We start from the raw sequence: 26,766 nt of genomic DNA on the forward strand, positions 1-26,766 counted from the left end.
AATATAATTTCCGTGCTTGCATGCTCATGATGTTCCCCTAATTATCTTTAATCAAAAAAGGTAAATATTGAAAAGATTAACTGTTATGTTATAACATTTTTCTACCCCAAATGAGCTGAAATCAATTTCGAAGTGGATAATAGATTCGTCGCGAACGCTACCATCTTGGTCGTAGAGTATTGGTTACCGAAACCATTAACTCATGTTAGTGAAAGGAAATTCCTGAACCCTATAGTGCTTCTTTCACCAATCTTCTGTTTGGCCCATTATTTCTAACATCCAGACGCGAAATAGCATAAGATACACGGCCTTTACTAGCACTGAGCCACTCATCGTAATGATAGATAAAACACAGCAAGCGACATTTGCCGATCTTGGCCTGATTCCAACATTAGTCGAGCGACTAGAAGCGTTGGAATACAGCCAACCGACGCCCATTCAATCCCGTTCTATTCCTGATATCCTTGAAGGGAAAGATATTATTGGTGGTGCCAATACGGGGTCTGGTAAAACCGCTGCTTTTTCGCTGCCAATCTTGCAAAAAATTGTTCAGCAAGACGAATCAAACAATCGCCGTGGCAACTTCGTTTCCCACCTGATTTTAGTACCAACTCGTGAGTTGGCATCACAGGTGGCATATAACGTCAAATCTTACTCATACCATCTCAGAGATAAGATCAAAACGGTTGCCGTATTTGGTGGTGTATCGGTGAACCCACAAATGCTGGCGCTTCGTGGTGGCTGTGACATCATTGTTGCAACGCCGGGTCGATTACTTGATCTGGTATCCAGTAACGCGATTAAGTTGGACCAAGTAAAAACGCTTGTTCTTGACGAAGCCGACCGAATGTTGAGCCTCGGATTTACCGAAGAACTGAATAAGATTCTTGCGTTACTGCCAGAGAAGAAACAGACGCTGTTATTTTCTGCAACTTTCCCTGATAAAGTCACGACGCTGGCTCAGCAGTTGCTCCGCGCCCCTGTTGAAGTTCAGTTGCAGAGCGCAGAAGCCAGCACTTTGGTGCAGCGCGTGTTTAGCGTAAATAAAGGTGAGAAGACGGCGGTACTCGCGCACTTAATCAAACAGCATCAGTGGCGACAGACTCTGATTTTTGTGAACGCTAAGAATGCCTGTAACCATTTAGCTCAAAAGTTGTCAAAACGCGGTATTACCGCTGAAGTTTTCCATGGTGATAAAGGGCAGGGCGCTCGTACTCGTGTCCTTGACGGTTTTAAGTCTGGCGAGATTCAAGTTCTTATTGCCACCGATATCGCAGCACGCGGCCTTGATATTGAAAAACTTCCAGTGGTGATTAACTTCGATCTTCCGCGTAGCCCTGCTGATTATATGCATCGAATCGGTCGTAGTGGTCGTGCTGGTGAAGTAGGTTTAGGATTATCTCTTATCGATTACGACGACTACCACCATTTCAAAGTGATAGAAAAGAAAAATAAGTTCCAACTTGAACGCGAGCAGGTAGTCGGTTTTGAAGTGGAAGACGATCAGAGTGAAGCCTACTTTTTACCAATGAAGCCGCGAGCGAAGCCGGCAGGTACGGGTAAAAAGAAGAAAAAGCGTAATCAATAGAAAACGTAAACTACATGTGAGTTTACTTACGGGAGTTGTTAGAGAAAGGGAATGCTCACTAGCTTGAGTCTTCGCTTCTAGCCATTCCTTTAAAGAACAATAGAGCCCTGCTGGAGCTACCAGTAGGGCTCTATTGCTTTTCAAGATAGTGTTATTGGCGACGAGCAGGGCGTCCGCGAGGTGAACGCTTTTTAAATGCAGACGCTGCTTTGGCTTGTGACTTAAGAATAGAGTCAACGGTTAGCGGCATTGGCTCTTTAGGTTCAAGGCCATGAGGGAAGGTACGAGCTCTTGGTGGTAAGTTGTATTCTTCTTCGCTCGCGCGTGGCATGCGCTTAAAGCGATAAAGGTAAAAGTTTTCTAATTTTTCTCTCGCCCATTCGGTTTTCTTTAAATACTTCACGCTACTTGCAATCGAAGGCTTAGTGTTAAAGCAATTAAAACGCATTGCTGTATCTAGAATGTCCCAGCCGTAAAAATCCACTAACTCTTGCAACATAGTCTCTAGCTTTAATCCGTGCAGTGGATTGTTCTGTTGCAGCTCGATTCTCTCTTCGTCAGTCATCATTTTTAAGGGCCTTACTCATTAAAGGGCGGAGTTTAACAAAGTATACAATGCAGAGATATCTATAGTTACTTTGCGATGGATGCGAGCACAGTGATCTCTACCTTGAAAGTATAAATCGGAATTGGCCGTTCTACTTGGCTCTCTGCTCAAAAATGACTCATAAAAGTTCAAGCGTCCTAGTTCGATGTTAAATTATTGTGTAATAAGTGAGATTTTTGTTGTTCTTTTACTAATGTCTAATATTCCTACCCATAGCAACACATGCTTAATAAGCTCAAAATCAAAATTGGTTCATGCCGCTTTCTTAGTATGGCCTAGAAGTTTGATGTGGGTGTTGTCTCGTATTGGTCGAAGGCCTGTCTACCAAGCGAAACTCTAGTTGACGTAGTTCAACGTTGAAACATAAAAGGATGACTCAATGTCTGACAAAAGTAAGACTTTTTACAGGGATGTGCGCAAAAAACCGCATGAATTTGAAAACCGAGAAGACTTTCTAAATCATGATTTAACCGTCATGAGTTTCCGTCGCTGGGGAATTCATTTGCCCTCACGTGATTACAGTATTGAAATCGAAGACTGGGTACCGGCATTAGCAGCAACCATTGGTAAAGTGGTTATGGTCACTGCCATGGTTTCCGCTTTTTCTGCTCAGTTTGGTTTATCTCCGGAATTCATTGCAGAAAACGTGCGTTACGAATTACTTATCGCTGGAGCCCTGTTCGTCATCCTGTTTTCTGCCATCCTAAACCCGAATGCAAACTTAGCGGGAACCCATGGCCCAATGATACCGCTGATTCCTATGATTGCAGCTGCAGGAGGGCACCCTCTCGCGCTAGGTTTGATGGTATGTGTTTTTGGGTTAATTCTCGCCTTAACCAAAGGTGGCTCTAAACTCATGACTCTGACTGGTATCGGGGTTCGAGGAGGGTTGTTGATCTACCTTGGTGCTGTTGGGTTGCTCGGGCAAATTAATAAGACGGAAGCGTGGGCTGCAAGTACGGACCAAGGTTACATTTCGTTTGTGGTCATAGGCCTAACCGTTATGGTTTACGCTTACTTAGCCAAGATCAATAAACGTTGGCTCGCTATCCCATTGTGCTCTGCACTCGCGGGTATTGTTGCTTATTTGATGGGCGCTGAGTTTGCTTTTACCACAGAGCCGGGCCTGCCTAATTTCAGTCCATTCTACTGGTGGGGGGAAGATACAGGCTGGCAGCTAGGCTGGCCAACCCTAGAGCACTTTATTGCCGTGACTCCATTTGCTCTACTGGCAGTCGCTATGTGGTCCCCTGATTATCTCGGCCATCGTGTGTTTCAAGAACTTAACTACCCAAAAGAAGCGAAAGGTGTACTCATGGATGTCGATGACACGATGGTCGGAGCATCTGTTCGTCAGGGGGTTGGTTCACTCTTAGGGGGCGGAAACCTAGCTTCTTCTTGGGGAACGTACATGATTCCTGCCGCAATTGCCAAGCGTCCTATTCCAGGTGGCGCTCTGTTGACGGGTTTCATGTGTATTGCGGCGGCGGTAATTGGCTACCCAATGGATCTAGCAATGTGGGAACCTGTTCTGCGCGTTGCTTTGATTGTCGGTGTATTCTTACCACTTCTTGAAGCGGGTATGCAGATGATCCATAAGCATAAAGATTCACTCAGTGCAGGTATCTGTATTTTTGCCTGTGCATTCGTTAATCCAGTCTTCGGTTGGGCAATCACGATGCTGTTGGATAACCTCGGGCTTATCGGCGACCATGAGCGTGCTAACGAACTATCGCGCAAAGATAAATATCTGATTCCTGGCACTGCGTTTATCGTTTGTGCAGGCTCCCTTGCTATTGTTGGTCAGCTTCCAGGCATTCCAGCTCTTATCGGTTAATCGAATTATGCTCTAAAGGTATAGTGAGAACAGTGAGTAAAGGGACTTGCTTCTTAAAATAGTAGACAAAAACAAAAAGCTACCTAGTACCAGGTAGCTTTTTGCATGTAGGGTTAGGCTACGGAGTTAGGCTATATGAGTGATTCAATGCCGTATTTTGCGCCGTAGTGTTCAACGACAAAATCAATGTCTTTGTCACCACGGCCTGATAAGTTGATCAAAATCGAGCCGGTTTCTCCTTGCTGCGCGAGTTTAATTGCGTAAGCGACAGCGTGTGAGGATTCAATAGCCGGAATTATTCCCTCTTCACGAGACAGCTCAAAGAAGGCATCAATCGCTTCGTCATCACTGATTGAGCCGTAATTGACACGGCCAATGTCTTTTAAGTAACTATGCTGAGGTCCAACCGATGGGTAATCCAAGCCACTTGCTACAGAGTACACTTCCTGAGGTTCACCTTGTGCATCTTTAAGCATGTAAGACTTAAATCCGTGCATGATACCTGGCTCACCGAGTGTGAGTGTTGCAGCATGCTCGCCAACCTTTTGCAAAGAGCGGCCCGCTGGTTCAACGCCGTGAATGGCGACTTGTTCATCCTCTAAGAAAGCAGTAAATAGCCCCATCGCGTTAGAACCACCTCCAACGCATGCGACGAGATTATTGGGTAACTTGCCGGTCATTTCTTTGAATTGAACTCGTGCTTCGTTACCGATAATTGATTGGAAATCTCTCACCATTTTAGGGAATGGGTGAGGGCCAACGACAGAGCCTATCGCATAAAGTTGTGTATCAGGATCTTTCAGATAAGCTTCGAATGCAGAATCTACCGCTTCTTTGAGGGTTTTGCGCCCATGAGTGGCAGGAATGACATTAGCACCAAGGATTCTCATGCGGACGACATTCGGATGTTCTTTGGCGATATCAACTTCACCCATGTAAATATCGCATTTCAAGCCAACCAATGCCGCGGCTGTAGCAAGCGCAACACCGTGTTGTCCTGCGCCAGTTTCAGCAATCAGTTTCTTCTTACCCATCTTTTTAGCGAGAATGGCTTCTCCTAAGCAGTGGTTAATTTTATGTGCGCCTGTATGGTTTAAGTCTTCGCGCTTTAGGTAGATGTCTGCTCCGTATTTTTTAGACAAGTTTTCCGCATGGAAGATTGGGCTAGGTCGTCCAACAAAGTGCTTATACAGGCGAGCGAGTTCCGCTTTAAATTCAGGATCTTTGCTGCATTCCTCATAAGCTGCGTTGATGTCATGCATGATTTGTTCAAGCTCAGGTGGAACAAAGCTACCACCGTATTCACCAAAGTATCCTTCTTCGTTGGGCATAGTGAGATCAAACGAGTTTTTCATTATTTACATCCTAGTTAACGAAAGTATTGATACTTTATACCCAAAATTTGGAAGAGGTTGTGTGATCAGTTGCTTAAATAACAATTGTCGATCTAGTGAACTAGTTAAAAAGTACAGCTTGGGTAGGGGATAATAGTTGGGATGTAGAATCAGGTGGTTTGAATAGGTGCAAAAAAGCCCCGAGAGATCCTAGGCTGTCATAAGAACCTCTCGAGGCAAACAGAGTGCTGGAAATACACTCTGCGATGGTGTCTGGAAACAAAAATTAGATTCGTTTCCTTTGTCAGATATTAGGGTTTTAGAATGAGTCGATGTCAGCGAAATGTCACAAGTTAATTGCGGTATTAAAAGCTTATTTTTTATTTTTGATTAATGGATTAGAAAGTAACCTAAAACAGGCTAACCTACCGCGTGTTCCGCATCTTTTAAGTTGAACATGATCTTTCTTTATTTCGAATCGACGTCTTTAACCAACACGTGCACTTTAGCTCCTAGAGTAAACGTGGTGCTCTGGCTAGAAATTTTTTGTTTGACTGCATCAAATTCGAACTCACCATTTTGGAAAGTTGATAAAGGAATGAGACCTTCGGTTCCTCTAACTCAACAAATACCCCGAAGTGTGTGACTCCACACGCTGTCCCTATGAAGTGTTGTCCGATAAATGGCTTCATGTAATGACATTTCAGTGCAAACTCAATCTCTCAGCTAGGGATTATGTGCTCGTAGTTATTAGAATTTATTGATTGAGCAGATATATTTAATTTCATTTTTTCTCTTATATTCGCCAATCGCTTTTATTTTATAAACTTTATTTTTATGAGCAAAGCATGAGGCGAAGTGATTCAGATATGAATGAGATTAATTTAATTCCAAACTGGAATTGCAAGGTAGGTTGTGTGATTACCTAAAGATGTATACCAAAGTGACTTTATTGAAAGTGATTAATGATGGTGTGGGAGAGGTAAGTGATTTGGCTATATAAACTTAGATAGAGAATAGTAAGGGCAGTAACAAGTGGAAGGGGGTTGTGGCACCAACAACATTGATGCCACACAAAGAATTACAGTGCAGTTACTTCAGCTGCTTGTAAACCTTTGTTACCTTGTTCAACAACGAACGATACTTTTTGGCCTTCAGTAAGAGTTTTGAAGCCTTCAGAAACAATAGAACGGAAGTGAACGAATACGTCATCACCGCCATTGTCTTGAGAAATAAAACCAAAACCTTTAGTTTCGTTGAACCATTTTACTGAACCAGTTAATTTATTAGACATAGATACCTCTATATTTGATTGTTTTAAATATTGAATTTTTAGCTAATATCAAGTGCTACTATATGATTTTAGAGATAACTATTTTGTCGCAGGAACGTAAACGAGGAATTCGATGTGGAACTGAGAGAAACTTTGATCTTTAATTACATTAATAGCTCTTTCCGTAAGAGCTGATGTGCAGTATACCGACAAAATTAATAAAGGCTAGCCTTTTCTTTTTTATTTTTTGAGTACACCAAGCGCATTGCTTTCAAAGCATACGCTTGGTGTATAAGACGGCGTGATGTTATAGGTGGCGTCGAGCGCTTAGTGTTTTCTGGTTGGGCCGTTACGAACGATGTCTTTACCATTGTCATATACGTGCTGCGAAACCCAGCGGCCAAGGAGCAATTGGTGTTTTTCTCCTAATACGGCAACAAATGGACGGCCATCGGTATTAGAGGTGGCTAGCGCAACGCCAGTGACACCTTCAAGGCCTAGAGCGCCGCTTTCTACTAAATGCAGAAATGCCTCCAACTCTTCAATCGTTTCGATTACATGGTTATCAATATTCATTGTATTCAATCTCTTCGAATTGCATTGCGGTCGCGTACTCTACCTAAGTTAAGCGTGGAAACCAAGCTTCTACGTGCGTCATGTAATGAGAGAACTTTGCCCTGCCACTAATCATCAATAAGTTAGTCTCGATAGTCCGGAACTTGCCTAGATTCAATGGGGCAGAAAACACTCTCTGGTTAGACATGAGTCACATAATGTTGTCTGGTTTATCTCATCAATACTTTTGCTATTGGATGGGGTGAAGGGGAGTGCAATAATTTGTAAAACTCTTTTCCTAAAGGCTGTTATGAAGAAAGTCCTGATTACCGGTTTTGAACCTTTTGGTGGTGACGCCATTAACCCCGCCTTAGAAGCGGTCAAGCAATTAGAGGCTGCGGCCATAAAAGGCGGTGTGATAGTTACTTGCCCAGTCCCCGTAGTTCGATATGACTCGGTGAAAGTCGTTATTGAAGCAATAGAAGCGCACCAGCCAGACTGTGTAATTACTGTAGGGCAAGCGGCCGGGCGTAGCGCGATAACCCCAGAACGTGTCGCAATTAATGTCGATGATTTTCGTATTCCAGATAACGCTGGGCATCAGCCGATTGATGAACCCGTGGTGGCTGATGGTCCTGATGCTTACTTCTCGACACTGCCGATAAAGCGTATTGTTCAAACGCTGCAAAAGCAGGGGATACCTAGCCAGATTTCCAACAGTGCCGGAACATTTGTATGTAACCACCTTTTTTATGGGATCCAACATTATCTAAAAGACAAACCTATTCGTCATGGGTTTGTTCATATCCCATTATTGCCAGAACAAGCAGTAGATGGCAGTCAGCCTTCCATGTCTCTGGAGATGATAGTCGAAGGGCTAAGGCTGGTGGCGCAAGTTTGTATTGCCAATGAAAACGACATATTGGTCAGCGGCGGGTCGATTTGCTAGTAAGTGCTTTACAGTCCACTAAGTGTCTGAAAGCTAGTAATAAGTTCATCGTTTGATGTTGTAATAAATGTTAGCTTTGTCAAATTTCACAAGTAGCGAAAGGAGTAGCATTGAATAGTCAGGTTGGATGTTGTTCAAACTGGCACTCCCCTAATACAGGAGGTATTAGGGGCTACCCTTACGAAAGGCGAGTTATCATGAAAAGCAACAAAAGTAAGTCTATCGCACTTATCTCTGTCGTTGTTTTCGCATTGGCTATCGCTGCGCTTAAATTCGAAAACACGCTCGGAGTTCTTCCCATCGTAGTCGCTATTATCGCGTTTTTTACCTGCGTTATTTATACCGGTAGGTACTTGTCCGATATGAAGCGTTCAGAGTTGATAAGTCAACCCAAACAAGCTCGAAAAATGTGTGCCAACGCATCACGCAATGAGCTTGATGAGCGCGATAAAAAGCGTTGAAGCGAGTCACATTCTCCGTATACTTTGCTGGAGCATTAATGCACTAACGTGTCGGAGATAAGCATGTCAAATCGAGTACCAACCAACATACTGACCGGATTTTTGGGTGTCGGTAAAACGACCACGATTTTAAATCTACTGAAGAACAAACCGGAAAACGAAAACTGGGCGGTTTTGGTCAATGAATTTGGTGAGATTGGCATCGACGGTGCATTGATGACCGACCAAGGTGCGCTGATTAAAGAAGTGCCGGGTGGCTGTATGTGTTGTACGGCGGGCGTGCCAATGTCGGTCGGTATTACCGCGTTACTGCGCCAAAAACCGGACCGTTTATTGATTGAGCCGACAGGCCTTGGTCATCCAAAACAGGTTATCGCGACGCTTACCTCACAGCAGTATGAACCTTACGTTGATCTAAAAGCGACGATCGCTCTGGTTGATCCGCGTAACTTAAGTGATGAAAAATATCTTTCTAACCAAAATTTCGTGGACCAGTTAGACAGCGCAGATGTGGTTATAGGCAGTAAGGTTGACCTTTGTACCAGTCACGACATTGATGTGTTTAATGACTGGGTGACGGACCAATCTCCCTCAAAAGTATTCAGTAAGCTTATTCATGATGGTGAGTTACCGATAGAAGTCTTGGATATCGAACGGGTTTACGGCAGCGCTTCTTCCCATATCGAGTCACATCATCATGACCATGCTCACCAAGAGCCTCAATTCCAGTTGGCGCCTGGTGAAGCCTTTGTGCGCAAAGAGAACAAAGGGCAGGGTTATTTTAGTTGTGGGTGGTTGTTTGGGGCAGAGTATAAGTTTGATTTTGAAAAGCTTTTCTCTATGCTTTCGGACTTGACCGCAGAGCGTGTTAAAGCGGTGGTCAATACGGATCAAGGTTGTTACGCGTTTAATGTTGCCAACCGAGTCGTGTCGGTGAATGAAATCAGCTTAGAAGGCTTTGAATCACGATTAGAAGTGATAGATTCTCAGCTGTTGCCATGGGATGAGCTTGAGCGAATTCTCCTTCAGTTATCTGGCATCAAACATTAGATCGCACAAAGGTTAAACGAAAACGGTGAACCATTAATGTATCTGTGCTCACCGTTTTTTCTTTTGTAGGATTTCAATGAGAAAAGTGAGATAAATCACTCAAATTCGGGTATAGTGCACGGCTAAATTTTTAAAGCTATTTTTAGTGGTTTGTTTAAGGAATACGCTCAATGTCATTTTCATCTCAAGGTTTTGCGCCAGAAGTGGTTAAAGCACTGGCAGAATGCGGTTATGAAAAGTTAACGCCAATTCAACAGAAGGCGATTCCAATGGCTCGCAAAGGCCATGATATTTTCGCTACAGCACAAACAGGTACTGGTAAAACGGCTGCGTTTTCTCTGCCTATGATTCAGCAGTTGCTAGACAGTAACCGTAGCGCTTCTCGTAAGACTGCTCGCGCACTTATCTTGGCTCCAACTCGTGAGCTTGCTGAACAAATTGCTGATAACATCAAAGCTTACACGAAGTACACGAACCTGTCGGTGGCTGCGACTTTCGGTGGCCGTAAAATGTCTTCTCAAGTAACGGCATTAGAAAACGGTGTAGATATCCTAGTGGCTACACCTGGTCGATTGGAAGAGCACATTGAACAAGGTAATGTCTCGGTCGCACACTTAGAGTTTTTAGTGTTTGATGAAGCAGACCGTATCTTGGACATGGGCTTTATTCACGCAGTACGTAAGATCATGCTAGATGTGGATACTGATCCGCAAATTATGATGTTTTCCGCAACGACTTCGAGCCAACTAAATCTGTTAGCAAAAGATATCCTGCGTAAGCCTAAACGTATTGAAGTTGAGCGAGCGAATATGACAGCACAGACAGTTGCTCACGTGTTATATCCAGTTGATCAAGAGCGAAAAACGGAACTGCTTTCGGAGCTGATTGGTCGTAAGAACTGGAAACAAGTGTTGGTATTTGTGAACTACAAAGAGACCGCAAACGAAGTGGTAAAAGAGCTGAAACTTGATGGTATCAAAGCGGTGGTTTGTCATGGTGACCGTGCTCAAAGCGCTCGTCGTCGTGCGCTAGAAGAGTTTAAGTCCGGTAAAGCACGTGTCATGGTGGCTACCGATGTCGCTGCTCGAGGTCTAGATATTGAAGACTTACCTCATGTTGTGAACTATGACATGCCTTTCTTAGCGGAAGATTACGTTCACCGAATTGGTCGTACAGGCCGTGCAGGTAAGCAAGGCCATGCTGTTTCATTTGTAAATCGAGATGAAGAGCTCACGGTGGTTCAGGTTGAAAATCTGATCCAGCAACGCATTCGCCGTATTGAGCTTGCAGGCTATGAACCAAAACAGCGTGAATCTTACATTGAAAAGCTGCACTCAAAACCAGCATTTAAGAATCGTCAAGGTCGTCGTAATAATCCGAACCAGTCGGCAACAGACCAAGGGTCGGCAGAGCGTCGTCTTGCTATGGTGAAGCGCCTGAAAGCGCGTCGTGGCGCAAAGTAAATTACATCAGTTTGTGATGAAAAGAGCCCCTCAATTGAGGGGCTCTTTTTGTTTGCCGTTTCGCGTTAATTTAGGCCAAGCATATTGGGTTCACCACGATAAATAATGCGATCGTTTCCTCGGTGAATACCAAACGTAACAATGACGGGTGGGTTTTCCTCTTCACTTGTAGAGCTATCCCAGTCGTATTTCAGCCAAGGGATGCGATTGCCTGAGCTGTCTAAATCTAGGTGGAATTGTATTTGCTCTCGCGCTGAGTCAATTTGGCTTGCAACGATGTCGGTCATTCTGCCAACATGCATTGTCCCAACTCCAGAAAGCAGGGCGTTGTTTGCTGGCGCATGAGACCAAATTGGCGTGCTGAAGTAATATTCACCATTCGCCGTTGTTGAGCTGTCATCGAAGTTAGTCGTAAATCGACCGTTTTGCCAAGTTTCTACAGCAAGTGGCACTTTGATCACCATGCCTTGGTTGCCACCTACATCTTGAAAGTTCAAACGACCGAATCGAATGTCTGGTTGTTTTGTGAGCACTTCGCTATCGTCGAAGAAGTTTACCTCATCAACGGCTTTTACTGAGACTAAACCTATTTGGCTGATATCACTATTAGTCTCGGTATTGAATGGACCATCAGGATATTGCTTATCTGTCGTGTTCTTTTTCCAGCATGGGCTATTGTTACAAGTCGCATTGGTCGAGGGCTTCTCTATAACAAACGTTCCAACACTCGCGCTACCCAGTAGTTTCCAGTCTACCTTCTTAGGCTTAGGCGGCAAAAACCGATCGGAGTATGAGCTTAGCTCGCCTAAATCGAAATGTTGTTGAAGGTTAGACGAAAAGTGGACGTAATTCTTCACGTTTTCCTTATTCGCATTGAGTGCGACAACATCGTAAGTGACTTTCTCAAAAGGTTGATTCATGTAAGCAAAAGTTTGGCCATGTGGGTAGTGCCATTCTTGGTCTTGCACTTGAAAATATTTTGGGTAAAAACGACCAACGTAACGATAGCCTTCGTTCACAGTCATACCTAGATATTTACTTTCTAGGTTTGCTTTTACTCTCAAGCTCCCGACTTCTTCCCAATATAATCCATTAAAGACGAATTGATCATTCTTGGCTGAATTATGCGCCTGAGCCAGTGAGTCACTACTTTTTAGCAATTTTGAGGTTTGGTTCGCTGTCTCTGATGGCGTATGTTGCTCACTCGACAAGACAACCGATGCTGCTGGAGCGTCATCAAGCGTAAAATTACGGGTGATAGAAGCATCACAATAGCGTGCTGATTCAACAGACCCACTTACAGAGCCGTCAGGTTGCCAAATGATTGGTTTCACCGTTAGAGAGAAAAGTTCTCCGGCAGCAAGAAACCCTTCTCCTTGTTCAGAGGTGCCAGAAGGCAAAGCACGTTGGTTGTCACAAATAGCGAGTGTCCATGGTCGCGAGTGCACATTAAATGTCCCTTTCACTTCCACTTTGCCTTCTTCTGGACATTCTTCAAATCCCTCACATTCAAAATGATCGGACAATGTCACTTCAAATATGCCGGACTCGTTCGTGATAAGACCATGTTCAGACAAGCCGTCTTTAAATTCCGCTGAATAGCTAAAGTTTCCTTCACTTCCTCCTAATGGTTGAACCAATGGATGAAAAATCTTAGGCGTACCATTGTAGTTGCTTGCCACTACAGGTTCGCCGGTGGAGGCACAAGCAAGCAATCGCGTATGCACGTTTTCTGGTTTACCTGCAATAACGCGTATTTCATTTAAAGTTGCGCTTTTCGTCTTTGAGTAGGCCTCAAACATAAATGGCGTAAACATAAAGCGAACAGTTTGATGCTTGCTCGTGTCTTTCGCCATAGTGAAAGTTAGTGTGTAGTTGGTATCTAACGAGATCGTATCAATATTATTCGGAACCACTCGAACAACAAGTTCACCATTCTCGTCAGATATAAATTGGTTGGCTCCTAATGTCTGCTGACCTTTAACCACCTCTAAAGTGAACAAGTCAGGGTGTGATAGGACAGCACTGACTTCTGCGCTTACAACTTCTCCATTATTGGTTGTTGTTGCTGTAAATTGCGGAAGATCGTCGCCGCACATCAGTGCCATGTTGTCCGATGGTGTGACGCTGAGGTTTAAGTCGTTCTCCGATGGAGGCTGCATGCTGCAATTCGGAACATCTTGAGGGGTGATTGGACAGACTTGGGAAGAGTAGTGACAATCAGCCTCGCCCAATCCACAGTATTGTGTGTATTTGTTGTCTTGTGCTTTCGTTTGTGCACTTCCTGGCGTTTGTTGGATTTCACCACAAACTTGACTAGGCTGATTTGGAGCGTTGTTGAAGTTCAATGTTTGGAAGTATTTAATTGCTGCGGTGGAACTATAGAATGAGCCACTTAATGTAGCTGACGATCCTACAGATTCAGCCGTACCATAGATCGACATATCTTTTATAATCAGAGATTTGTGCGCAGAAACATCACCGACGACAAAATGGTCTTGTAAAGGATGGTTTGTTTTTAGGTGTAGTGTTTCGCCTTGTGATTCGACCTTACCACAGATGTTTGTATTAAATATATTGGTCGTGCTGTGAGTCAAAATGTCACCAATAATGGTGTTGTACTCACCATTAATATGAAGGGCCTCACCTGTTAGCTCTATATCCCCATCGATGAGAACGTTATGCAGCTTTGTTGGATAAGCCGATAGAAGATCACCATAGATAACAGTGTGCTTGTTTTGGTAATCGTCGAGGTTTGATGCTTTCTCATTGTTAACCGTTAATCCGGTAGCGAGGGCGTGTAGAGAGATACGTTTATTGGGTTCACCAATTGTATTATTCCCCTCTAACACAATTCCATAATCTGCTTTTAATGTTATCTCTTTTTCCGGTAATGAGGAGACAATTTTATCACCAGCGGGTAGGACTAGTTTCCCTGTACAGCGATAAGTCGTGCCATCGCTTTCGATACTAAAACTCTTGTGTGAGCAAAGTTGACCTAACTCAGATAGATCTTTTACGTCATAAGTGGTGGCGTGTGAGGTTAGCGGTAAAAAAAGAACCGCAGTGAAAATACTGCAAAGACGCATCATCAAATGTCCTAATGAGTGGAACAAGATGGCATCAAGCGAGCGTGAGCAAATGCTCACTGAAATTGGAATAGCTGCGGTACTTTTTTGTTCTGAAGCCGCTTAGTTATTGAACTTTGGTTATTTTTTATTTCGTATGTCATACCAAAGTTTAGCTGCCTTATTACAACGTAAGTGTCAGGTTAGTTCAAGAGGCAAGTGTGATGTGTGTCGATTTATATGTGTAACTATTTGTTAGTTAAGGATAATAAGTAAGCATGTTGGTTCAGAATCAGGAAGGACGCGATCCTGATTCTGAACGTTTATAACGCTAGGCAGCGTGAACGATGAGTGGAGCCATCTGATATAACTCTTCTAGTATGGCTTTCGTTTGTCTCGAATACACCAGACAATCTCGATCGCCAACGAGCTGAATTGCTCTCACTTTACCTGCAACCAAACATTGCCTAATCGTGCGTAGAACCATTTGGATATCAATTTCTGACGCGCCATCAAGGCTGTTTTTGGTTTTTAGAGATCCAAGGTCGATACTAATGATTATTTGGTCGCAGTGGTCTAGGTAATTGCCGATCTGTTGCTTAACATTATTGCGATGACGAAAAGAAAACTCTTTATCGGTTACCCAGTCACAACCTTGATCCTCCGCGTATTCCCACGTTTCTTGCTTTGTATCTTGTTCGCTAACACCAGCAAAAAATAATCGCACGTTTTGATAGCGAGAAAGAGCAAAATGGAATGCCGAGCCTAAACGTGGTTCAAGTGTTGGTTTCAAGTTCATGTCATGTCCAATATTTACCACACCCACTTCGTCTCGATAGGACACGACCACAGGTAACATGGACAAGATTGCCTCGGTACAGTTAGTGACTAAAACAGGAATTGAGTGGCGAGAAAGCGAAAGGCTTAACGCTTCCTGAAACTCGCCATTCTCCAGTTTGTCGTGGTTGAAGTGCCCATAGTTCTCAGCGGTTTCATGATCGTGTTGTTGGTAAAGCCAATCACTAGCATTTTCCAAACTTTGATCAGCTAATTCAAACGCGCCCTTAGACATGGGTGGCAAATACTCACACACTGTCATAAAAGAAAAAGGGTAATGCTGCGGCTGTTTCACGGTGTGGTGGAGTTTATAGCGTTTGAAAAAGCTTAACATGATGAATTACCTTTCTGGTGGTAGTGCCCTTGCCGCTTGCAGTACATGTAAAATAATGCGCTGCTTGTCCTTTTCGACTCGGTGGGCCGGAGCCATCACCGAGACTGCGCCAATCAGTTTGCTTCCTTTCATTACCGGTGCGCTAATACCTGACACACCAGGGTCAATCTCAGAAGTACTGACGGCATATCCGTGTTTACGGATGGTTGTGAGCTCTTTTTCCCACTCGTCACGTCGGTGATCTTGATTAAAATATCTCAAGATTTTCTCGCATCGACTTTGAGGCATAAAAGCGAGCATCACTTTAGATGAGGCACCGCGCAGCAGAGGTTGACTTTGACCCTGGACGAAGCTGCAACGCAGCGCCTGCATACTTTCTTTCTGTCTGACACAAAGCGCACGATAACCCGCTGGTACCATATAAGCGGCCATTTCCCCGGTTTGTTGTACCAACCTAGCCAGTATGGTTTCGACCATGTCGAGCCCATGTTGCGCGGTCTCATAGCTGTGCATGAGTAATAATGCCGCCGGACCAACGACAAATGTCTTGTCGTGAACGCTTTCTTCGATCAAGTTCCATTCTTTAAGCAGTTTTAAGTGTCGGTAAAGGCTGCTTAAAGGAACGTTCAATTGCTCGCTTAGCGTTTTCGCAGAAACTGGGAACGGACTAACTGCAACTTGCATTAACAACTGCAGTGATTTTTCGTTTACCTGGTTAGCATTAGCTTTGTTTGTCGTCATGAGAGTGTTGTAACGTGTTGTAGGAGTTACGACAAATATAATTCTTAATCACTGAGAAAAGAAAAATAATTTTAATGGGTAATTCTTACATGATGAGAAACAGACAGGTAAAGACTTTCGCAAGTACCGATAGACATAACATGGTGTCGAATTAAAGTCTCAGGTTTGAGGCGCTTGATACTAAATTGGAACAGGAGTGAATAAGACATTGTTTAGTTTGCGGTATTACTCAGCGTTTCGCATACTGAGTTAATCCAAACAAATAATGTTAAAAAACGTGAGTTGCTAGCGGGTATCGGAATCGAGGTACCATCTCAGTAAATCGGTTTTATAAAAGGTTACTTTTATATGCTGAATAAGGCGATTTTTAAAAAAGCCATCATTTTTCTTCTGCCTATTCCCTTGGTTATTGGAGAGGTTTTGTATTTAGCTCGTGAAAGCGTGCAAAACAATCTCAATCATTTATTAGAAAAAAATGTGCAAATTGCAGATGAAATTTTATTCCAAATAGAGACAGAAAACCGCACGGCGTTGCTACACCCTGAACGATGTGAAGAGCTCCAGCAAAGCTTAATGTTTGAACGAGATATTGAAGAAATGCTCATTGTGAAAGAGGGAGTCATTACTTGTTCTTCGAAATTGGGAAGTATCTCTAAACCGTTAGCTGAGCACATCGCCTTTCCCAAGGGACAAACGCTAGCGCTTGGTAGTGTTGATAGCTTGTACGATCAGTTCTTGCTTGTGGTAACGGAAGGAGAGCGGGGTTATCAAGCCGTAACGATTATCGATCATGACTACTTTAATGCGACAATAGGGTTTAACAACGATTTACGCCTAAAACGCTCTGCGCTGTTTATCCATGATCAAGTTTCACCAGAAGGAGCATTAAGAGCGGGAAGTAATCCTATCGGTATCAAATCGTCGCAAATGTTTGAGTATGAAGCTTTGAGTGAAGCCAGCGATCTTTTCGTCAAACAGAGAACACTTTCCTATTTTTTGTACTCAATTCCAATTATTTTCGTGATCTACCTTTGCTTGTATGCGTTGAATAAGTTTATTGATCCTCATCGCAATTTGATACTGGATCTTAAAAGAGCGATAAAAAGAGGAGAGTTGACCCTGTATTACCAACCGCAAGTTAACGTTGATACCGGCCAGTTATTCGGGTTTGAAGCGCTAGTGCGATGGGAGCATCAAAGTAAGGGGTTCATTTCTCCGGATGAGTTTGTCCCTGCGGCAGAGCAAAGTGGATTGGTTTTTTTACTTACTGATTTCGTTCTGGATAAAGCGGCAGAGGACTTCAGTAAATTAGGCTTTGATCAGCCTGTCCACCTTGGTATTAACGTGCCGCCTGGTTATTTAGTCGGACCAAACGCGATCAGAAAAATTCAATTGCTCGACAGACAGTTGAGCCGAAACAAAGTCTCATTAGGGGTAGAGATAACGGAGCGTCAGCTCATTGATTCAGAGGCGAGAAAATGCATTGCAGCACTGCGAGTGCATGGTATTGATGTGCTGATCGATGATTTTGGAACTGGCCAAACCTCGTTAGCATTTCTACAGCACATGCGCATAGATTACTTAAAAATCGATAAGTGCTTTGTCGAAACCATTGGTATTCCTAGCCTTAGTGCTTCTGTCTTAAAAGCGATGGTTCACTTCGCGGAAGAATTACAAGTACAATTGATCGCTGAAGGCGTGGAAACCATAGCGCAAGCTGAACACTTAAAGCAGATGGGAGTGAGATATCATCAGGGATACCTGTACTCCAAACCATTACCTTATGAGCAGCTTGCGCAGCGAAGTCATTATGATTGGTAGACGTTAGCTCTATAACACTGAGCATTTTCATCAAACACAAACTCTAACTCATTTTTGATGCTATCTAAGCGATCTTCTTGGTAGTGAGACACATACAATAGTTGGCTTAAATTCTCTCTAGCGATGAGTTCAAGTGTGTTCTTAACTAACCGTCTACCCAAAAAATCTAACCCTTGATACGGCTCGTCCAAAATCAATAATGTGGGTTGTTTCACGATGGCTCTTGCAATCAGTAACAGTCGCTGCTGGCCGTACTCTAATTGCTTAAATGAGGTTTTTTTGTACTGGCTCATATGTAAGATATCGAGCCACTCGTTTGCAATATCCATCTCTTTGCGAGTTGGCTGGTTATACAACCCGATCGAATCGTAAAATCCTGACAAAATGACTTCTAATGCGCTGCAATTGACTCGATATTGGAGGTGTAGCGCTGAAGACACCATGCCGATATGCTGCTTAATTTCCCAGATTGTCTCGCCAGTACCACGCTTTTTACCAAAAATATCAATGTCATTGCTGTAGCATTGCGGATGATCGCCAAAGATCAATCCAAGTAAGGTACTCTTTCCACAACCATTTGGACCTTTGACCTGCCAATGTTGGCCCTTGTCTATGCGCCAGTTCAAGTCAGTAAAAATCTTCTTATCGGTGTATTCAACAGCCCCATTCTTTAGTTCAAATATTGGGTTGTTGAATGGCGTCGAGTGCTGATGCTGACGTATCAAGCTCATCATTTCTTCACTCTGTTGTTCTGACTGAGATTTAATTTGTCCAATGATTGGATGATTATCCCAACTGGACTTATCCATTGTACTATCAAGTTTTCCTGCACTGAAAAGCGCGATGCTATTGATCCACTCAGGCATGTCAGATTCGCGAGAGAAGGTTATGAGTAGTTGCACATTTTGAGAAAGCGAGTGTAAATAGCGAGCGAGAGCAGCTCGGTGCGCAATATCTAAGCCAGTAAATGGATTATCGAGTAATACTAAGTCAGGTTGTGTGGCTAAAGCTCGGGCGAGCATTACTCTTCTGGTTTCTCCGGTAGAGAGAACACGGAAGCCACTATCTCTAAGATGGCTTAGGTCGAGATCATTAACTAGCTGTTCAGTTAAGTTAGTGTCTTGGCTCTGCTCTAGGATTAATGAATAAACAGTGCTTCCTTGGTCGATACGATTAAGAAAATCCGTATCATCTTTTTCTAATTCTCTTTCCAGTAATCGCTGTTGCTCTGATAACGACACTTGCGCAACGGATAGCCCATTTAGCTCAATTTCCCCACTATTTGGTGACATTTCATCACAAATAAGGTCTCCAAGCAGAGAGCCAATATCTCCATCCGCGCTGAATATCCCCCAAGACTGCTGAGTGTTAATTTTCCAATCGTCAATAAACAAGTGTGTCGTGTTTCTCTTAGCTGCAAGCTGACGAAAGTGAATAGTCATTGTGTTTGTCTTCCTTGTTTTCGTTTTAGTGGATTACTTATAACAATTTACGAACTCAGTACGGAAGCGCTTTTGTGTATTAATTTTGAACAGTGCTCAGTCTTGTGCATATCAACGAAGCCTTGTATTAGAGGATAAAAATGCGACTAGAGTCATTAAGTAACAAGTAAGCTTGTCAATAATTTTGTTTTATTTTTGAATCAATCTATCATTATGCATGTAAATGTTATGCTGATAAATTCATATTTGCCGTTTGTTAATTAATCAATGTAAGGACACATGTTTATGAGTGAAACGGAATACGATTACCCTTCGAGTTACAGCCTAGTTTCCATTACCGATACCTCCAGTTACATCAAATATGCCAGTGAAAACTTTAATGAAGTAGCGGGGTTTGATGAAGGGGAGCTTATCGGTAAACCCCACAATGTTGTGCGTCATCCTGATATGCCAAAACAGGCTTTTAAAGATTTATGGACTCACCTGAAAACTGGCAAACACTGGATGGGAATGGTCAAAAATCGACGTAAAAACGGCGGCTATTATTGGGTTGACGCGTTTGCTTCTCCTATAAAATCTAATGGTGAAGTTGTGGAATACCAATCAGTGAGATTTAAACCTGAGCGTATACACATCCAGCGAGCGGAAAAAGCGTATTCGAAGCTTCGAAATAATCGTAAGCCGTGGAAAATGTATCTTCCTCGTACACGTTTGTGGATGAGATCGGCCTTCTTCCTTTTAATTTCAAACCTTCTTGGCTTACTCATTCTACAAATGAATCAATCACCAGTGATAGCGTTTGGCGTTGTTGCGTTACTTTCCGTTTTCTCTATTTATGTATTAACCAGACCAGTTGAGAAGCTCGCTAAACAGGCTAGGCAAGACTTCAACAATCCACTCATGGAATATATTTATTGCGGAAGAATCAACGATCTGGCTGAGATTGAGCTGGGTATGAAGATGCGTAAGCAATTTGCCAATGCGCTATTGGGGCGCGTTGGCGTGTCTGTAAAAGACTCTTGCGAAAAAACGCGCGCAAGTGCTAACAGTGCTGCGACAAATAGCCAGCAAGTGACGGAGAACTTAAGCGCACAGAAAGTGGAGATTGACTCGGTCGCAACAGCGGTCAACGAGATGCAAGCCTCTTCATCTGAGATATCAAATAATGCTCAAGCGACCGCCGAGGCTACGTTAGAAGCGCAAAATACGATGATAGACAGCCGTAGCGTTATCGATAATGTTAACCAATCGGTACTAGAGCTGGTGGGTGAGCTCGGCGAAATATCTAAAGTGGTCATACGTTTGAACCAACAAACCGAGCAAATTGGAACCGTTGTTGAAGTCATCAATGGTATTGCCGAACAAACTAATTTATTAGCGTTGAACGCTGCAATTGAAGCCGCGAGGGCAGGCGAACAAGGCAGAGGGTTTGCCGTTGTAGCAGATGAAGTGAGAACCTTAGCTAAAAGAACTCAGGAATCGACAACAGAGATTAAATCGGCCATTGAAGGGATTCAAAATGGGAGCAAATCAGCGGTTTCTGCGTTAGAGAAAGGTAATGAAATGTCGACCGGAACGGTAACATTGCTAGGTACTGCTTTGGATAGCATTCAACAATTGGAATCCCTTGTTCAGGACGTCGTCGAACGAAACCAACAAATTGCGGTCGCGATAGAAGAGCAGGTTTATGTAACGGATGAAATAAATGAAAACATCCAGTCGCTTAATTTAAAGTACAGTGAATCGTATGAACTGATGACTGAAACGAATCATATGAACACCAAAGTGCAAAATTGCACCAATGACCTGTCTGAAATGATTAAGAAGTTTGCTTAAACTTTAGAAAATCGAAGTTAAAAGCCCGCTAAACATTAGCGGGCTTTTAACTGGAATATAGTGAAGTGCTGGATTCGCTTACGAGCGAGGATTTCTAAATCTCGTTTTTGTAAGAGCTAAAACGACGAGAGCTCGCAATAAATGCGAGCTCTCTAAATAAGTGGCGGGCAGCATGGGACGAGTATGGGAACTGGAATCTGGTAGTTAGCTACTGATACAGATCCAAGGGACGACATAACTTAGATTAGGAACTCAAGAAATAAGCTCCATAATTAGCTTATGGGGCTTATCCAACAATGAGATTTTCTGTCAAACTATTTGCGCGTTAGTCGTTGCTTGAAGACTCACCGGAAAAGTAAGGGAACAGTACAACCTCCTCTTCTTGGATAATACTATCAAGGTTCGTTAGAACCTCACTATTCACAAAACTTGTACTTAGAATCCGTTTCTTAAACCTAGAATCAGTTATCCAGTCTGAGTTCCACACTTCTTCACTTGGTGAGTCATAAACTTGGCTTACAACTTTACATAAGACCTCTTTGTACTCAATGTCCTGCTGAATAGGATAAGAGAGTCTTTGTAACCATATGTCTAAGGGGCCAGTGCCTAGCAGAGGCTCAAATTTTCTTTGAATTCTTGCGATAAGGTCTAATTTCATTTCATGATCTACAAACTTGAATGTGCTGCTCAATAGGAGAGATCCTGTCGCAAATACTCTTGGGTTGTGGTACATGATATCTGCTAGGATACTCACGATTGGCTCGACATTTTCGTTAAGCTCACGCAGACCAACTATCCTTCGGTTGAGCGTACTCAGATATCTTTCGAGTTGGCCTGAGTTTTGATACTTTCGAGAAAAAATAGACAACTTGAGCAATGATTTTTGGATCGTAGTCCCCGTTACCGTTTTACCGAACAACATCAAAGCTTCACGCTTATCTGGCTTAAGAGAGTCTAAGATTATGTCCTCACTCAGATATGTCTTTGAAGCGTTGAGCTGAAGGCCGATGCCTTGAAGTACAGTAGTAAGATGTTTAACTATAAGTTCTGCTGACTCTTTGGAGTTGGTGAAAATTCTATAATCATCTCGATATCGGACGATGTGGTAGTCGTCAATGTTGTTTTGGGACAGTACGGTAGAGATAGAGATATCGACATAACCCATTATAATCTCTGCAATAAAGTCCATTAAAACTGAGCCTTGAGGAATACCATTCGTTTGTCCGTTCCTCATATCTTGAATCAGATAATCTATTTCATTGCCTAGGCAGTCATTTCTATTTCTCTTTGTCTTTGCGGACTCTTTATCATGTATTGCCCAAGGTATCGAGTGAGTGTAAATAGAAGGATAAAAATTAGCCACATCAGTTAAAAATAAATACTTATAATCGAGAGAGCGTGATATCGATGCTTGCTCTAAGTCATCCCACCATCCCTTAACACTTTCCGCAGCATCAGATGTTATTTCATCATCTGACTCCCTAGGAATACTCGCGCACGATATCTTAGGGTTGGAAGAGAATTCTTCGAATCTGTTTTTTAAGAGTTGCCAGTTATCTACTTTAGTTAGAGTGTGTACAAGCTGAACATATAGTGCGGGATGAATTAACTCAATTGGCCGCCATGCATAATGTCCGCCTTTGTTTGTTTGAAGTGTATAGTTTAATCTCTGGTGCTTTCTAGCGTGTGCAAGTCCAATGTCTTTTGCGCCATTAGGCTTCACAAGTAGGGCTTCATCAATATTTGCTAGCAGCTCTGTAAAATCAAAGTAAGGGGGTAGGCTTAAGCTTGTGTAACTGCTGTGCTTGAGAAGAAAGCTCTTTGCTTCATCCGCGTCCATCTGCGTAATTAGTTTCTTCAAGACAATGGTCTCCTTACTTTCTACAAACTAGCTTGCTAAGCCAAGCTTTTCTAATCATATCAGCCATGAAACAAGCACTACACGCACAGGTTTACGTTGTGAAGAAACAAAAAAGCACCCTTGTGAGGGTGCTCTTTCTGGCTAGTATTTTTAGTCATCAAAATCCAGAATGATTCGCATAAAGAACGCACATTCAAAAAGAGCTAACGACAAGCTGGCCATAAATTAGTTGTACGGAGTCTGCACGACATAGCGTGTGAGCTGCTCTTGGCAACACTAGTGATTAGCAACCACTAGTAATACATATACATGTATTCGAAGCGCATCACCCGTACTAGAGTACAGTAACTTACTAGTATGGACTGCGCAATTCCTTTTTCATCAAAACTTGAGCTAAGTTGTTCTCTTTCCATGTAAAAAACCACTCCCTAGCTTTCAAAAACTCTACAACTTTCTTCTTCGACGGTGTTATTTGAAGCCGCTCAGCTAACATCTCGATCAAATGGTATTTGAAGTCATCAGAGAAGTAGGGGTTACTAAAACTATCGAAAATCAAACAGGTCAGTTCCGTTGACTGCGCTATTGAGTCTGAATCACACTCATTAAGTTTTCGAATAACTTCATCTTGCAAAAACTTGGTTACTTCAACGTGATTGTTTCCGTTAAACCAAGACAGCACCATTATTTGGAAGTAACCGAGGGGTTTTTTGCCTTGTTCAATTACTTCTTCGCCTACTTGCTTGATACCAAATAAGTCTAGCAAAGTGCTCTGCTTAATTGGGTAGTCTTGGAAGTTTGTTTTTATGGAGATGAGAAGGTTCAGTGTTTCAATACTATTAGCTTTACCCTTATCCTTCATTTTACTTAAAAGTAGAATAGACTCATCATAAATTTTCTTCCTAACCACATCTTTAAATTCAACAGAAGCTCGCTCGGTCAAGCCGTTGAGTGCAACAACAAGCTGAGTGATTATATAAGTAGTCCTTACCCTAATATCCATACTATAGATAAAAAAGGACACCTCCAATGCGAATAGACATAACTTTGTAACTCGGTCGGTTTCTTTATCGTCAATCGCTTTGGTTACTCGTTCATCTTCTATAATCCTAAACAGCTTTCTTCTAATTTCACCCAAAGCGTAGCCCGTAAGCCCTTCATAAGTAACAGAGTTAACTTTTACTAATCTCTTTAAGTCTCGGATAAATAAGTTGGCTTTTCTAGAGGGATTTATAGATGATATGAATTTTATGTCTTCGACCTCAGATTTATTGTCGACTATCAGTTCAAAGTACTCTGCTACAAGCTTCTTACAGTCCATTTTAGCAATGGTTAATCCAGTGATAAATGGTACATCATAGTGTTCGGTTTTAGATTCATTGATAAAGAGTTTATATTTCTCTAATTCATCAATAACCACATCCATTATGATAGATGAAGTTGATAAACACTTTGTGTATAGAAAATAATCATCTACGTATCTTCTGATCGTATAGTCAGACTCAAAATATAGATTGTGCTCATCTTTTAGTCGTGCAATTATATTAATATCTAAGTTTTGAAGTATGACTTCGGCATATATTCTAGAAAATTCTGGCCCGACTAAAATTCCACTGGACTCCAACTCGTTTGAATCTTCCATTAGGCTCCTAAACTGTAGGTCAAATGAGAAGTAGTCAGAGTGTTTTTTTGCAAAATCCTTTCCTTTAACAGCCCAATTAAAAGTTGGAGTGTAGATATTGTGAAAACACTTCGAAATATCAAATTTTGTGAGGTGGTCAAACTTTTTTTCTATTCTGTGAGATTCATATGAATCATAATATTTATACAGGAAATTGTACTTTTTATAAGTAAAATAGGAGCTTGCGTAAACGGAAGTCTTTTCAAATGCATCTTTTTCAGTCTCGACACCGCTCTCCTTATCCAACATGGAGAATGACGCGAGTTCTTTTTCATAGTAGCGTGAAGCTACCTTATTTGGTGCTCTAAGGCTTATAGGACTTCTACTACACAGTTCAGTAATTAAAGAGTCGTACTCGCCATAGAGCTTTGTGATTCTTCTCTGTATCGATGGGTGGGGTACGGATAGTAGTCGTTTGCTCTTAGAGTTTTTGCTAATCCTATAATTATAAGGAGAAGTGTAACCTTCTAGACAGAAAAACTTATCAATGAACTTCTTAACGCTAGGGTCAACTTTCTGAAAATACTTGCTTTTTTCATCTTGACTTCTGAGATAAAAGTAGGCCCCCTCATTAAGGAAAGTGATAGGCACTTCATAGGGTAGAGTATCGGTCAACATGACCCTGAGATGATCATGTTTATCTATTTTTACTTTTGACATTACCAACACCTTTTGATGTTTCTGCTTTCTTTACGATTGAAAGAATTCATAACTCTATGCTTAAAACCAAAATAAAATGAAAGCTTTTTGACCTGATTTAACCTACTGCCGCCAGTTTTACTATCAAAGCTCTCAATGTGACTAATGGCATTCTTGACCTTGCCGTGGCTTGTGTTTATAAGTTTGTGATAGTAATTATCAAGTTCCTTAACCTGACTATGGTCATTAATTAACGGATAGTTGTAATATATTCCTGATTTCAGCCTTGTCCTATCTATGTCACCGATTATATATTGGTTTCCTGTTAAGAACTTCAAACGAGATATAAGTAATTTGTAGTTTCTATTGCTAGCATAGGAGGAAAACGAGCGTCTGACTCGATGTTTGATTTTGTTTATTTTCTTATTGCTAATCCTGACATTTACATTCCTTTGTCTATGCTTGTTCTTCTGATTTACAATTCCACAACTCTCTATTTCATAGCCCAAGTAGTCAAGTTTAGAGTTTGCTTGTTCTCCGCTATTTAGATTGATCAGCTTTGTCTTATGATTAAAACTCAACTCAGGAGAGTTTTTATGGAGTATCTCTTTCAAATTTGAAATTAGCTCGTCTGAATCTCCCGTGAACATAATCAGTATGTCATCAACAAATCTTGCATAATAATATACACTGGAAAGTTTCTTTACCTCACGGTCAAATGGACGAATTCGTATTTCAGATAGAGTTGAACTTAAAGACATACCTCGCGGTAAACCTTCAATATTTAAGCTAGTCAAGCTCTTATCCCAACACTTCAAAATACACCTATTCTGGTGAGAAAGTAGCCACTCATTAATTACGTAGTCCAGAGTTTTTTCTCTATCTATTGACTCATAGAATTCCTTAATATCTAGCCTTAAAACTTTAATTGGTTGAGTGTCTTTTAGTAGAGAAATTACCTGCTTAACAATAGAATGCCTATCTGAGGTAGAAATCTTGAAAAGTCGACGAATATTATCATTGAGCTTTTTACATACAATTTCGTCTTCTGGGCAAGTAAAATCGTATGTATCTTTGTCCATTAGGTTAAACAGTTTAAAGTTGCTGAAAGAGTAACTATCCCTTGACAGCTTTGCCTCCAATCTTTCAAAACTTTCCTCAAAGAACGTATCAAAATCTTTTGATGAATTCCTCTTATACCAAGTATTTGTTGACAAGTTTTTAATATTTGCTTTACTAATTGATTGATCTAACATTTAAGAGTTCCTCTCAATCTTAGCTACTAGATAATTGTAATAAACCTCTGACTCCAAGTGGCAATGAAAGTGAAATGACCTCTTCATTAACTCTCTAGAAACGAAAAAAATTGCGAGAGAAAGAATAAGTGAAGAA

19 protein-coding genes and 1 pseudogene are annotated in these 26,766 nt (G+C 42.0%); 8 read left to right on the plus strand and 12 right to left on the minus strand.

Translation table 11 applies throughout. The annotated features are described in order from the left end of the window. Positions 1-337 precede the first annotated feature (337 nt). Entirely contained in the window at positions 338-1,588 is a 1,251-nt protein-coding gene (locus R7044_RS22480) for a DEAD/DEAH box helicase (RefSeq protein WP_025768983.1), read from the plus strand. Positions 1,589-1,739: 151 nt separating this feature from the next. Here the strand turns inward: R7044_RS22480 and R7044_RS22485 are convergent, their stop codons facing one another. Next, the gene (locus tag R7044_RS22485; protein WP_005375544.1) at positions 1,740-2,156 is read right to left on the minus strand and encodes a VF530 family DNA-binding protein; all 417 of its coding nucleotides are present in this window, start codon (positions 2,154-2,156) and stop codon (positions 1,740-1,742) included. Between the two features lie 418 nt (positions 2,157-2,574). Here R7044_RS22485 and R7044_RS22490 point away from each other — a divergent pair, with 418 nt between their 5' ends. After that, positions 2,575-4,032, plus strand: coding sequence for a DUF3360 domain-containing protein (locus tag R7044_RS22490; RefSeq protein ID WP_025768982.1), 1,458 nt, complete (start codon positions 2,575-2,577; stop codon positions 4,030-4,032). A 131-nt stretch (positions 4,033-4,163) separates the two neighbouring features. Here R7044_RS22490 and trpB read toward each other — a convergent pair whose 3' ends face one another. From trpB to R7044_RS22510, 4 genes and pseudogenes are all read right to left on the minus strand, one after another. Continuing rightward, positions 4,164-5,387 carry a tryptophan synthase subunit beta gene (trpB, locus tag R7044_RS22495; protein ID WP_005375643.1) on the minus strand — a complete coding sequence of 408 codons (1,224 nt, stop codon included), beginning with the start codon at positions 5,385-5,387 and terminating at the stop codon, positions 4,164-4,166. A gap of 447 nt (positions 5,388-5,834) precedes the next feature. Further along, positions 5,835-6,088, minus strand: a pseudogene (locus R7044_RS22500) (S1 RNA-binding domain-containing protein); the annotation flags it as partial. Positions 6,089-6,447: 359 nt separating this feature from the next. After that, on the minus strand, positions 6,448-6,660 hold the full coding sequence (locus R7044_RS22505; protein WP_005375644.1) for a cold-shock protein: 213 nt from the start codon (positions 6,658-6,660) through the stop codon (positions 6,448-6,450). 306 nt (positions 6,661-6,966) lie between these two features. Then, complete coding sequence (locus tag R7044_RS22510; protein WP_005375646.1) at positions 6,967-7,215, minus strand: hypothetical protein; 249 nt, start codon at positions 7,213-7,215, stop codon at positions 6,967-6,969. Between the two features lie 289 nt (positions 7,216-7,504). On the opposite strand from R7044_RS22510, the gene pcp reads away from it, so the two are divergent. The 4 genes from pcp to R7044_RS22530 all read left to right on the plus strand — a co-directional run bounded on the left by pcp (position 7,505) and on the right by R7044_RS22530 (position 11,117). After that, positions 7,505-8,143, plus strand: coding sequence for a pyroglutamyl-peptidase I (pcp, locus tag R7044_RS22515; RefSeq protein WP_025768981.1), 639 nt, complete (start codon positions 7,505-7,507; stop codon positions 8,141-8,143). A 197-nt stretch (positions 8,144-8,340) separates the two neighbouring features. Then, complete coding sequence (locus R7044_RS22520) at positions 8,341-8,604, plus strand: hypothetical protein (protein ID WP_213876080.1); 264 nt, start codon at positions 8,341-8,343, stop codon at positions 8,602-8,604. 63 nt (positions 8,605-8,667) lie between these two features. Further along, on the plus strand, positions 8,668-9,654 hold the full coding sequence (locus R7044_RS22525) for a CobW family GTP-binding protein (RefSeq protein ID WP_154203929.1): 987 nt from the start codon (positions 8,668-8,670) through the stop codon (positions 9,652-9,654). A gap of 170 nt (positions 9,655-9,824) precedes the next feature. Then, entirely contained in the window at positions 9,825-11,117 is a 1,293-nt protein-coding gene (locus R7044_RS22530) for a DEAD/DEAH box helicase (protein WP_225455813.1), read from the plus strand. Between the two features lie 65 nt (positions 11,118-11,182). Here the strand turns inward: R7044_RS22530 and R7044_RS22535 are convergent, their stop codons facing one another. The 3 genes from R7044_RS22535 to R7044_RS22545 form a co-directional block, all read right to left on the minus strand. Next, positions 11,183-14,209, minus strand: coding sequence for a DUF6701 domain-containing protein (locus R7044_RS22535; protein ID WP_225455814.1), 3,027 nt, complete (start codon positions 14,207-14,209; stop codon positions 11,183-11,185). 307 nt (positions 14,210-14,516) lie between these two features. Next, a complete protein-coding gene (locus R7044_RS22540) occupies positions 14,517-15,356 on the minus strand; it encodes an arginase family protein (RefSeq protein WP_005386190.1) in 840 nt (279 codons plus the stop codon). A 6-nt stretch (positions 15,357-15,362) separates the two neighbouring features. Next, the gene (locus tag R7044_RS22545; protein ID WP_005386192.1) at positions 15,363-16,097 is read right to left on the minus strand and encodes an IclR family transcriptional regulator; all 735 of its coding nucleotides are present in this window, start codon (positions 16,095-16,097) and stop codon (positions 15,363-15,365) included. A gap of 348 nt (positions 16,098-16,445) precedes the next feature. Here R7044_RS22545 and R7044_RS22550 point away from each other — a divergent pair, with 348 nt between their 5' ends. Then, positions 16,446-17,918 carry an EAL domain-containing protein gene (locus R7044_RS22550; RefSeq protein WP_005386194.1) on the plus strand — a complete coding sequence of 491 codons (1,473 nt, stop codon included), beginning with the start codon at positions 16,446-16,448 and terminating at the stop codon, positions 17,916-17,918. Here the strand turns inward: R7044_RS22550 and modF are convergent. Beyond that, the gene (gene modF, locus R7044_RS22555; protein WP_222716913.1) at positions 17,906-19,360 is read right to left on the minus strand and encodes a molybdate ABC transporter ATP-binding protein ModF; all 1,455 of its coding nucleotides are present in this window, start codon (positions 19,358-19,360) and stop codon (positions 17,906-17,908) included. The two genes, R7044_RS22550 and modF, sit on opposite strands and share 13 nt — an antisense overlap. A gap of 285 nt (positions 19,361-19,645) precedes the next feature. On the opposite strand from modF, the gene R7044_RS22560 reads away from it, so the two are divergent. Then, the gene (locus tag R7044_RS22560; RefSeq protein ID WP_025768974.1) at positions 19,646-21,196 is read left to right on the plus strand and encodes a PAS domain-containing methyl-accepting chemotaxis protein; all 1,551 of its coding nucleotides are present in this window, start codon (positions 19,646-19,648) and stop codon (positions 21,194-21,196) included. A 325-nt stretch (positions 21,197-21,521) separates the two neighbouring features. Here the strand turns inward: R7044_RS22560 and R7044_RS22565 are convergent, their stop codons facing one another. The 3 genes from R7044_RS22565 to drt3a all read right to left on the minus strand — a co-directional run bounded on the left by R7044_RS22565 (position 21,522) and on the right by drt3a (position 26,630). Next, positions 21,522-23,057 (minus strand): RNA-directed DNA polymerase, encoded by a 1,536-nt coding sequence (locus R7044_RS22565; RefSeq protein ID WP_225455815.1) that lies wholly within the window; start codon positions 23,055-23,057, stop codon positions 21,522-21,524. Between the two features lie 352 nt (positions 23,058-23,409). Continuing rightward, positions 23,410-25,395, minus strand: a complete 1,986-nt coding sequence (gene drt3b, locus R7044_RS22570; RefSeq protein ID WP_213876089.1) for an antiviral reverse transcriptase Drt3b — start codon at positions 25,393-25,395, stop codon at positions 23,410-23,412. Continuing rightward, the gene (gene drt3a, locus R7044_RS22575) at positions 25,395-26,630 is read right to left on the minus strand and encodes an antiviral reverse transcriptase Drt3a (RefSeq protein WP_213876091.1); all 1,236 of its coding nucleotides are present in this window, start codon (positions 26,628-26,630) and stop codon (positions 25,395-25,397) included. Before drt3a ends, drt3b begins: the two co-directional genes overlap by 1 nt. Positions 26,631-26,766: the final 136 nt, after the last annotated feature.

It is taken from the genome of Vibrio sp. 1402 (assembly GCF_033340275.1).

Coding starts and splice junctions, on each gene's coding strand:
- R7044_RS22560 (WP_025768974.1), top strand. CDS start 19,646: ATGAGTGAAACGGAATACGATTACCCTTCGAGTTACAGCCTAGTTTCC.
- R7044_RS22520 (WP_213876080.1), top strand. CDS start 8,341: ATGAAAAGCAACAAAAGTAAGTCTATCGCACTTATCTCTGTCGTTGTT.
- R7044_RS22530 (WP_225455813.1), top strand. CDS start 9,825: ATGTCATTTTCATCTCAAGGTTTTGCGCCAGAAGTGGTTAAAGCACTG.
- drt3b (WP_213876089.1), bottom strand. CDS start 25,395: ATGTCAAAAGTAAAAATAGATAAACATGATCATCTCAGGGTCATGTTG.
- R7044_RS22510 (WP_005375646.1), bottom strand. CDS start 7,215: ATGAATATTGATAACCATGTAATCGAAACGATTGAAGAGTTGGAGGCA.
- R7044_RS22525 (WP_154203929.1), top strand. CDS start 8,668: ATGTCAAATCGAGTACCAACCAACATACTGACCGGATTTTTGGGTGTC.
- trpB (WP_005375643.1), bottom strand. CDS start 5,387: ATGAAAAACTCGTTTGATCTCACTATGCCCAACGAAGAAGGATACTTT.
- R7044_RS22480 (WP_025768983.1), top strand. CDS start 338: ATGATAGATAAAACACAGCAAGCGACATTTGCCGATCTTGGCCTGATT.
- pcp (WP_025768981.1), top strand. CDS start 7,505: ATGAAGAAAGTCCTGATTACCGGTTTTGAACCTTTTGGTGGTGACGCC.
- R7044_RS22490 (WP_025768982.1), top strand. CDS start 2,575: ATGTCTGACAAAAGTAAGACTTTTTACAGGGATGTGCGCAAAAAACCG.
- R7044_RS22505 (WP_005375644.1), bottom strand. CDS start 6,660: ATGTCTAATAAATTAACTGGTTCAGTAAAATGGTTCAACGAAACTAAA.
- R7044_RS22545 (WP_005386192.1), bottom strand. CDS start 16,097: ATGACGACAAACAAAGCTAATGCTAACCAGGTAAACGAAAAATCACTG.
- R7044_RS22550 (WP_005386194.1), top strand. CDS start 16,446: ATGCTGAATAAGGCGATTTTTAAAAAAGCCATCATTTTTCTTCTGCCT.
- R7044_RS22485 (WP_005375544.1), bottom strand. CDS start 2,156: ATGATGACTGACGAAGAGAGAATCGAGCTGCAACAGAACAATCCACTG.
- R7044_RS22540 (WP_005386190.1), bottom strand. CDS start 15,356: ATGTTAAGCTTTTTCAAACGCTATAAACTCCACCACACCGTGAAACAG.
- R7044_RS22535 (WP_225455814.1), bottom strand. CDS start 14,209: ATGATGCGTCTTTGCAGTATTTTCACTGCGGTTCTTTTTTTACCGCTA.
- drt3a (WP_213876091.1), bottom strand. CDS start 26,630: ATGTTAGATCAATCAATTAGTAAAGCAAATATTAAAAACTTGTCAACA.
- modF (WP_222716913.1), bottom strand. CDS start 19,360: ATGACTATTCACTTTCGTCAGCTTGCAGCTAAGAGAAACACGACACAC.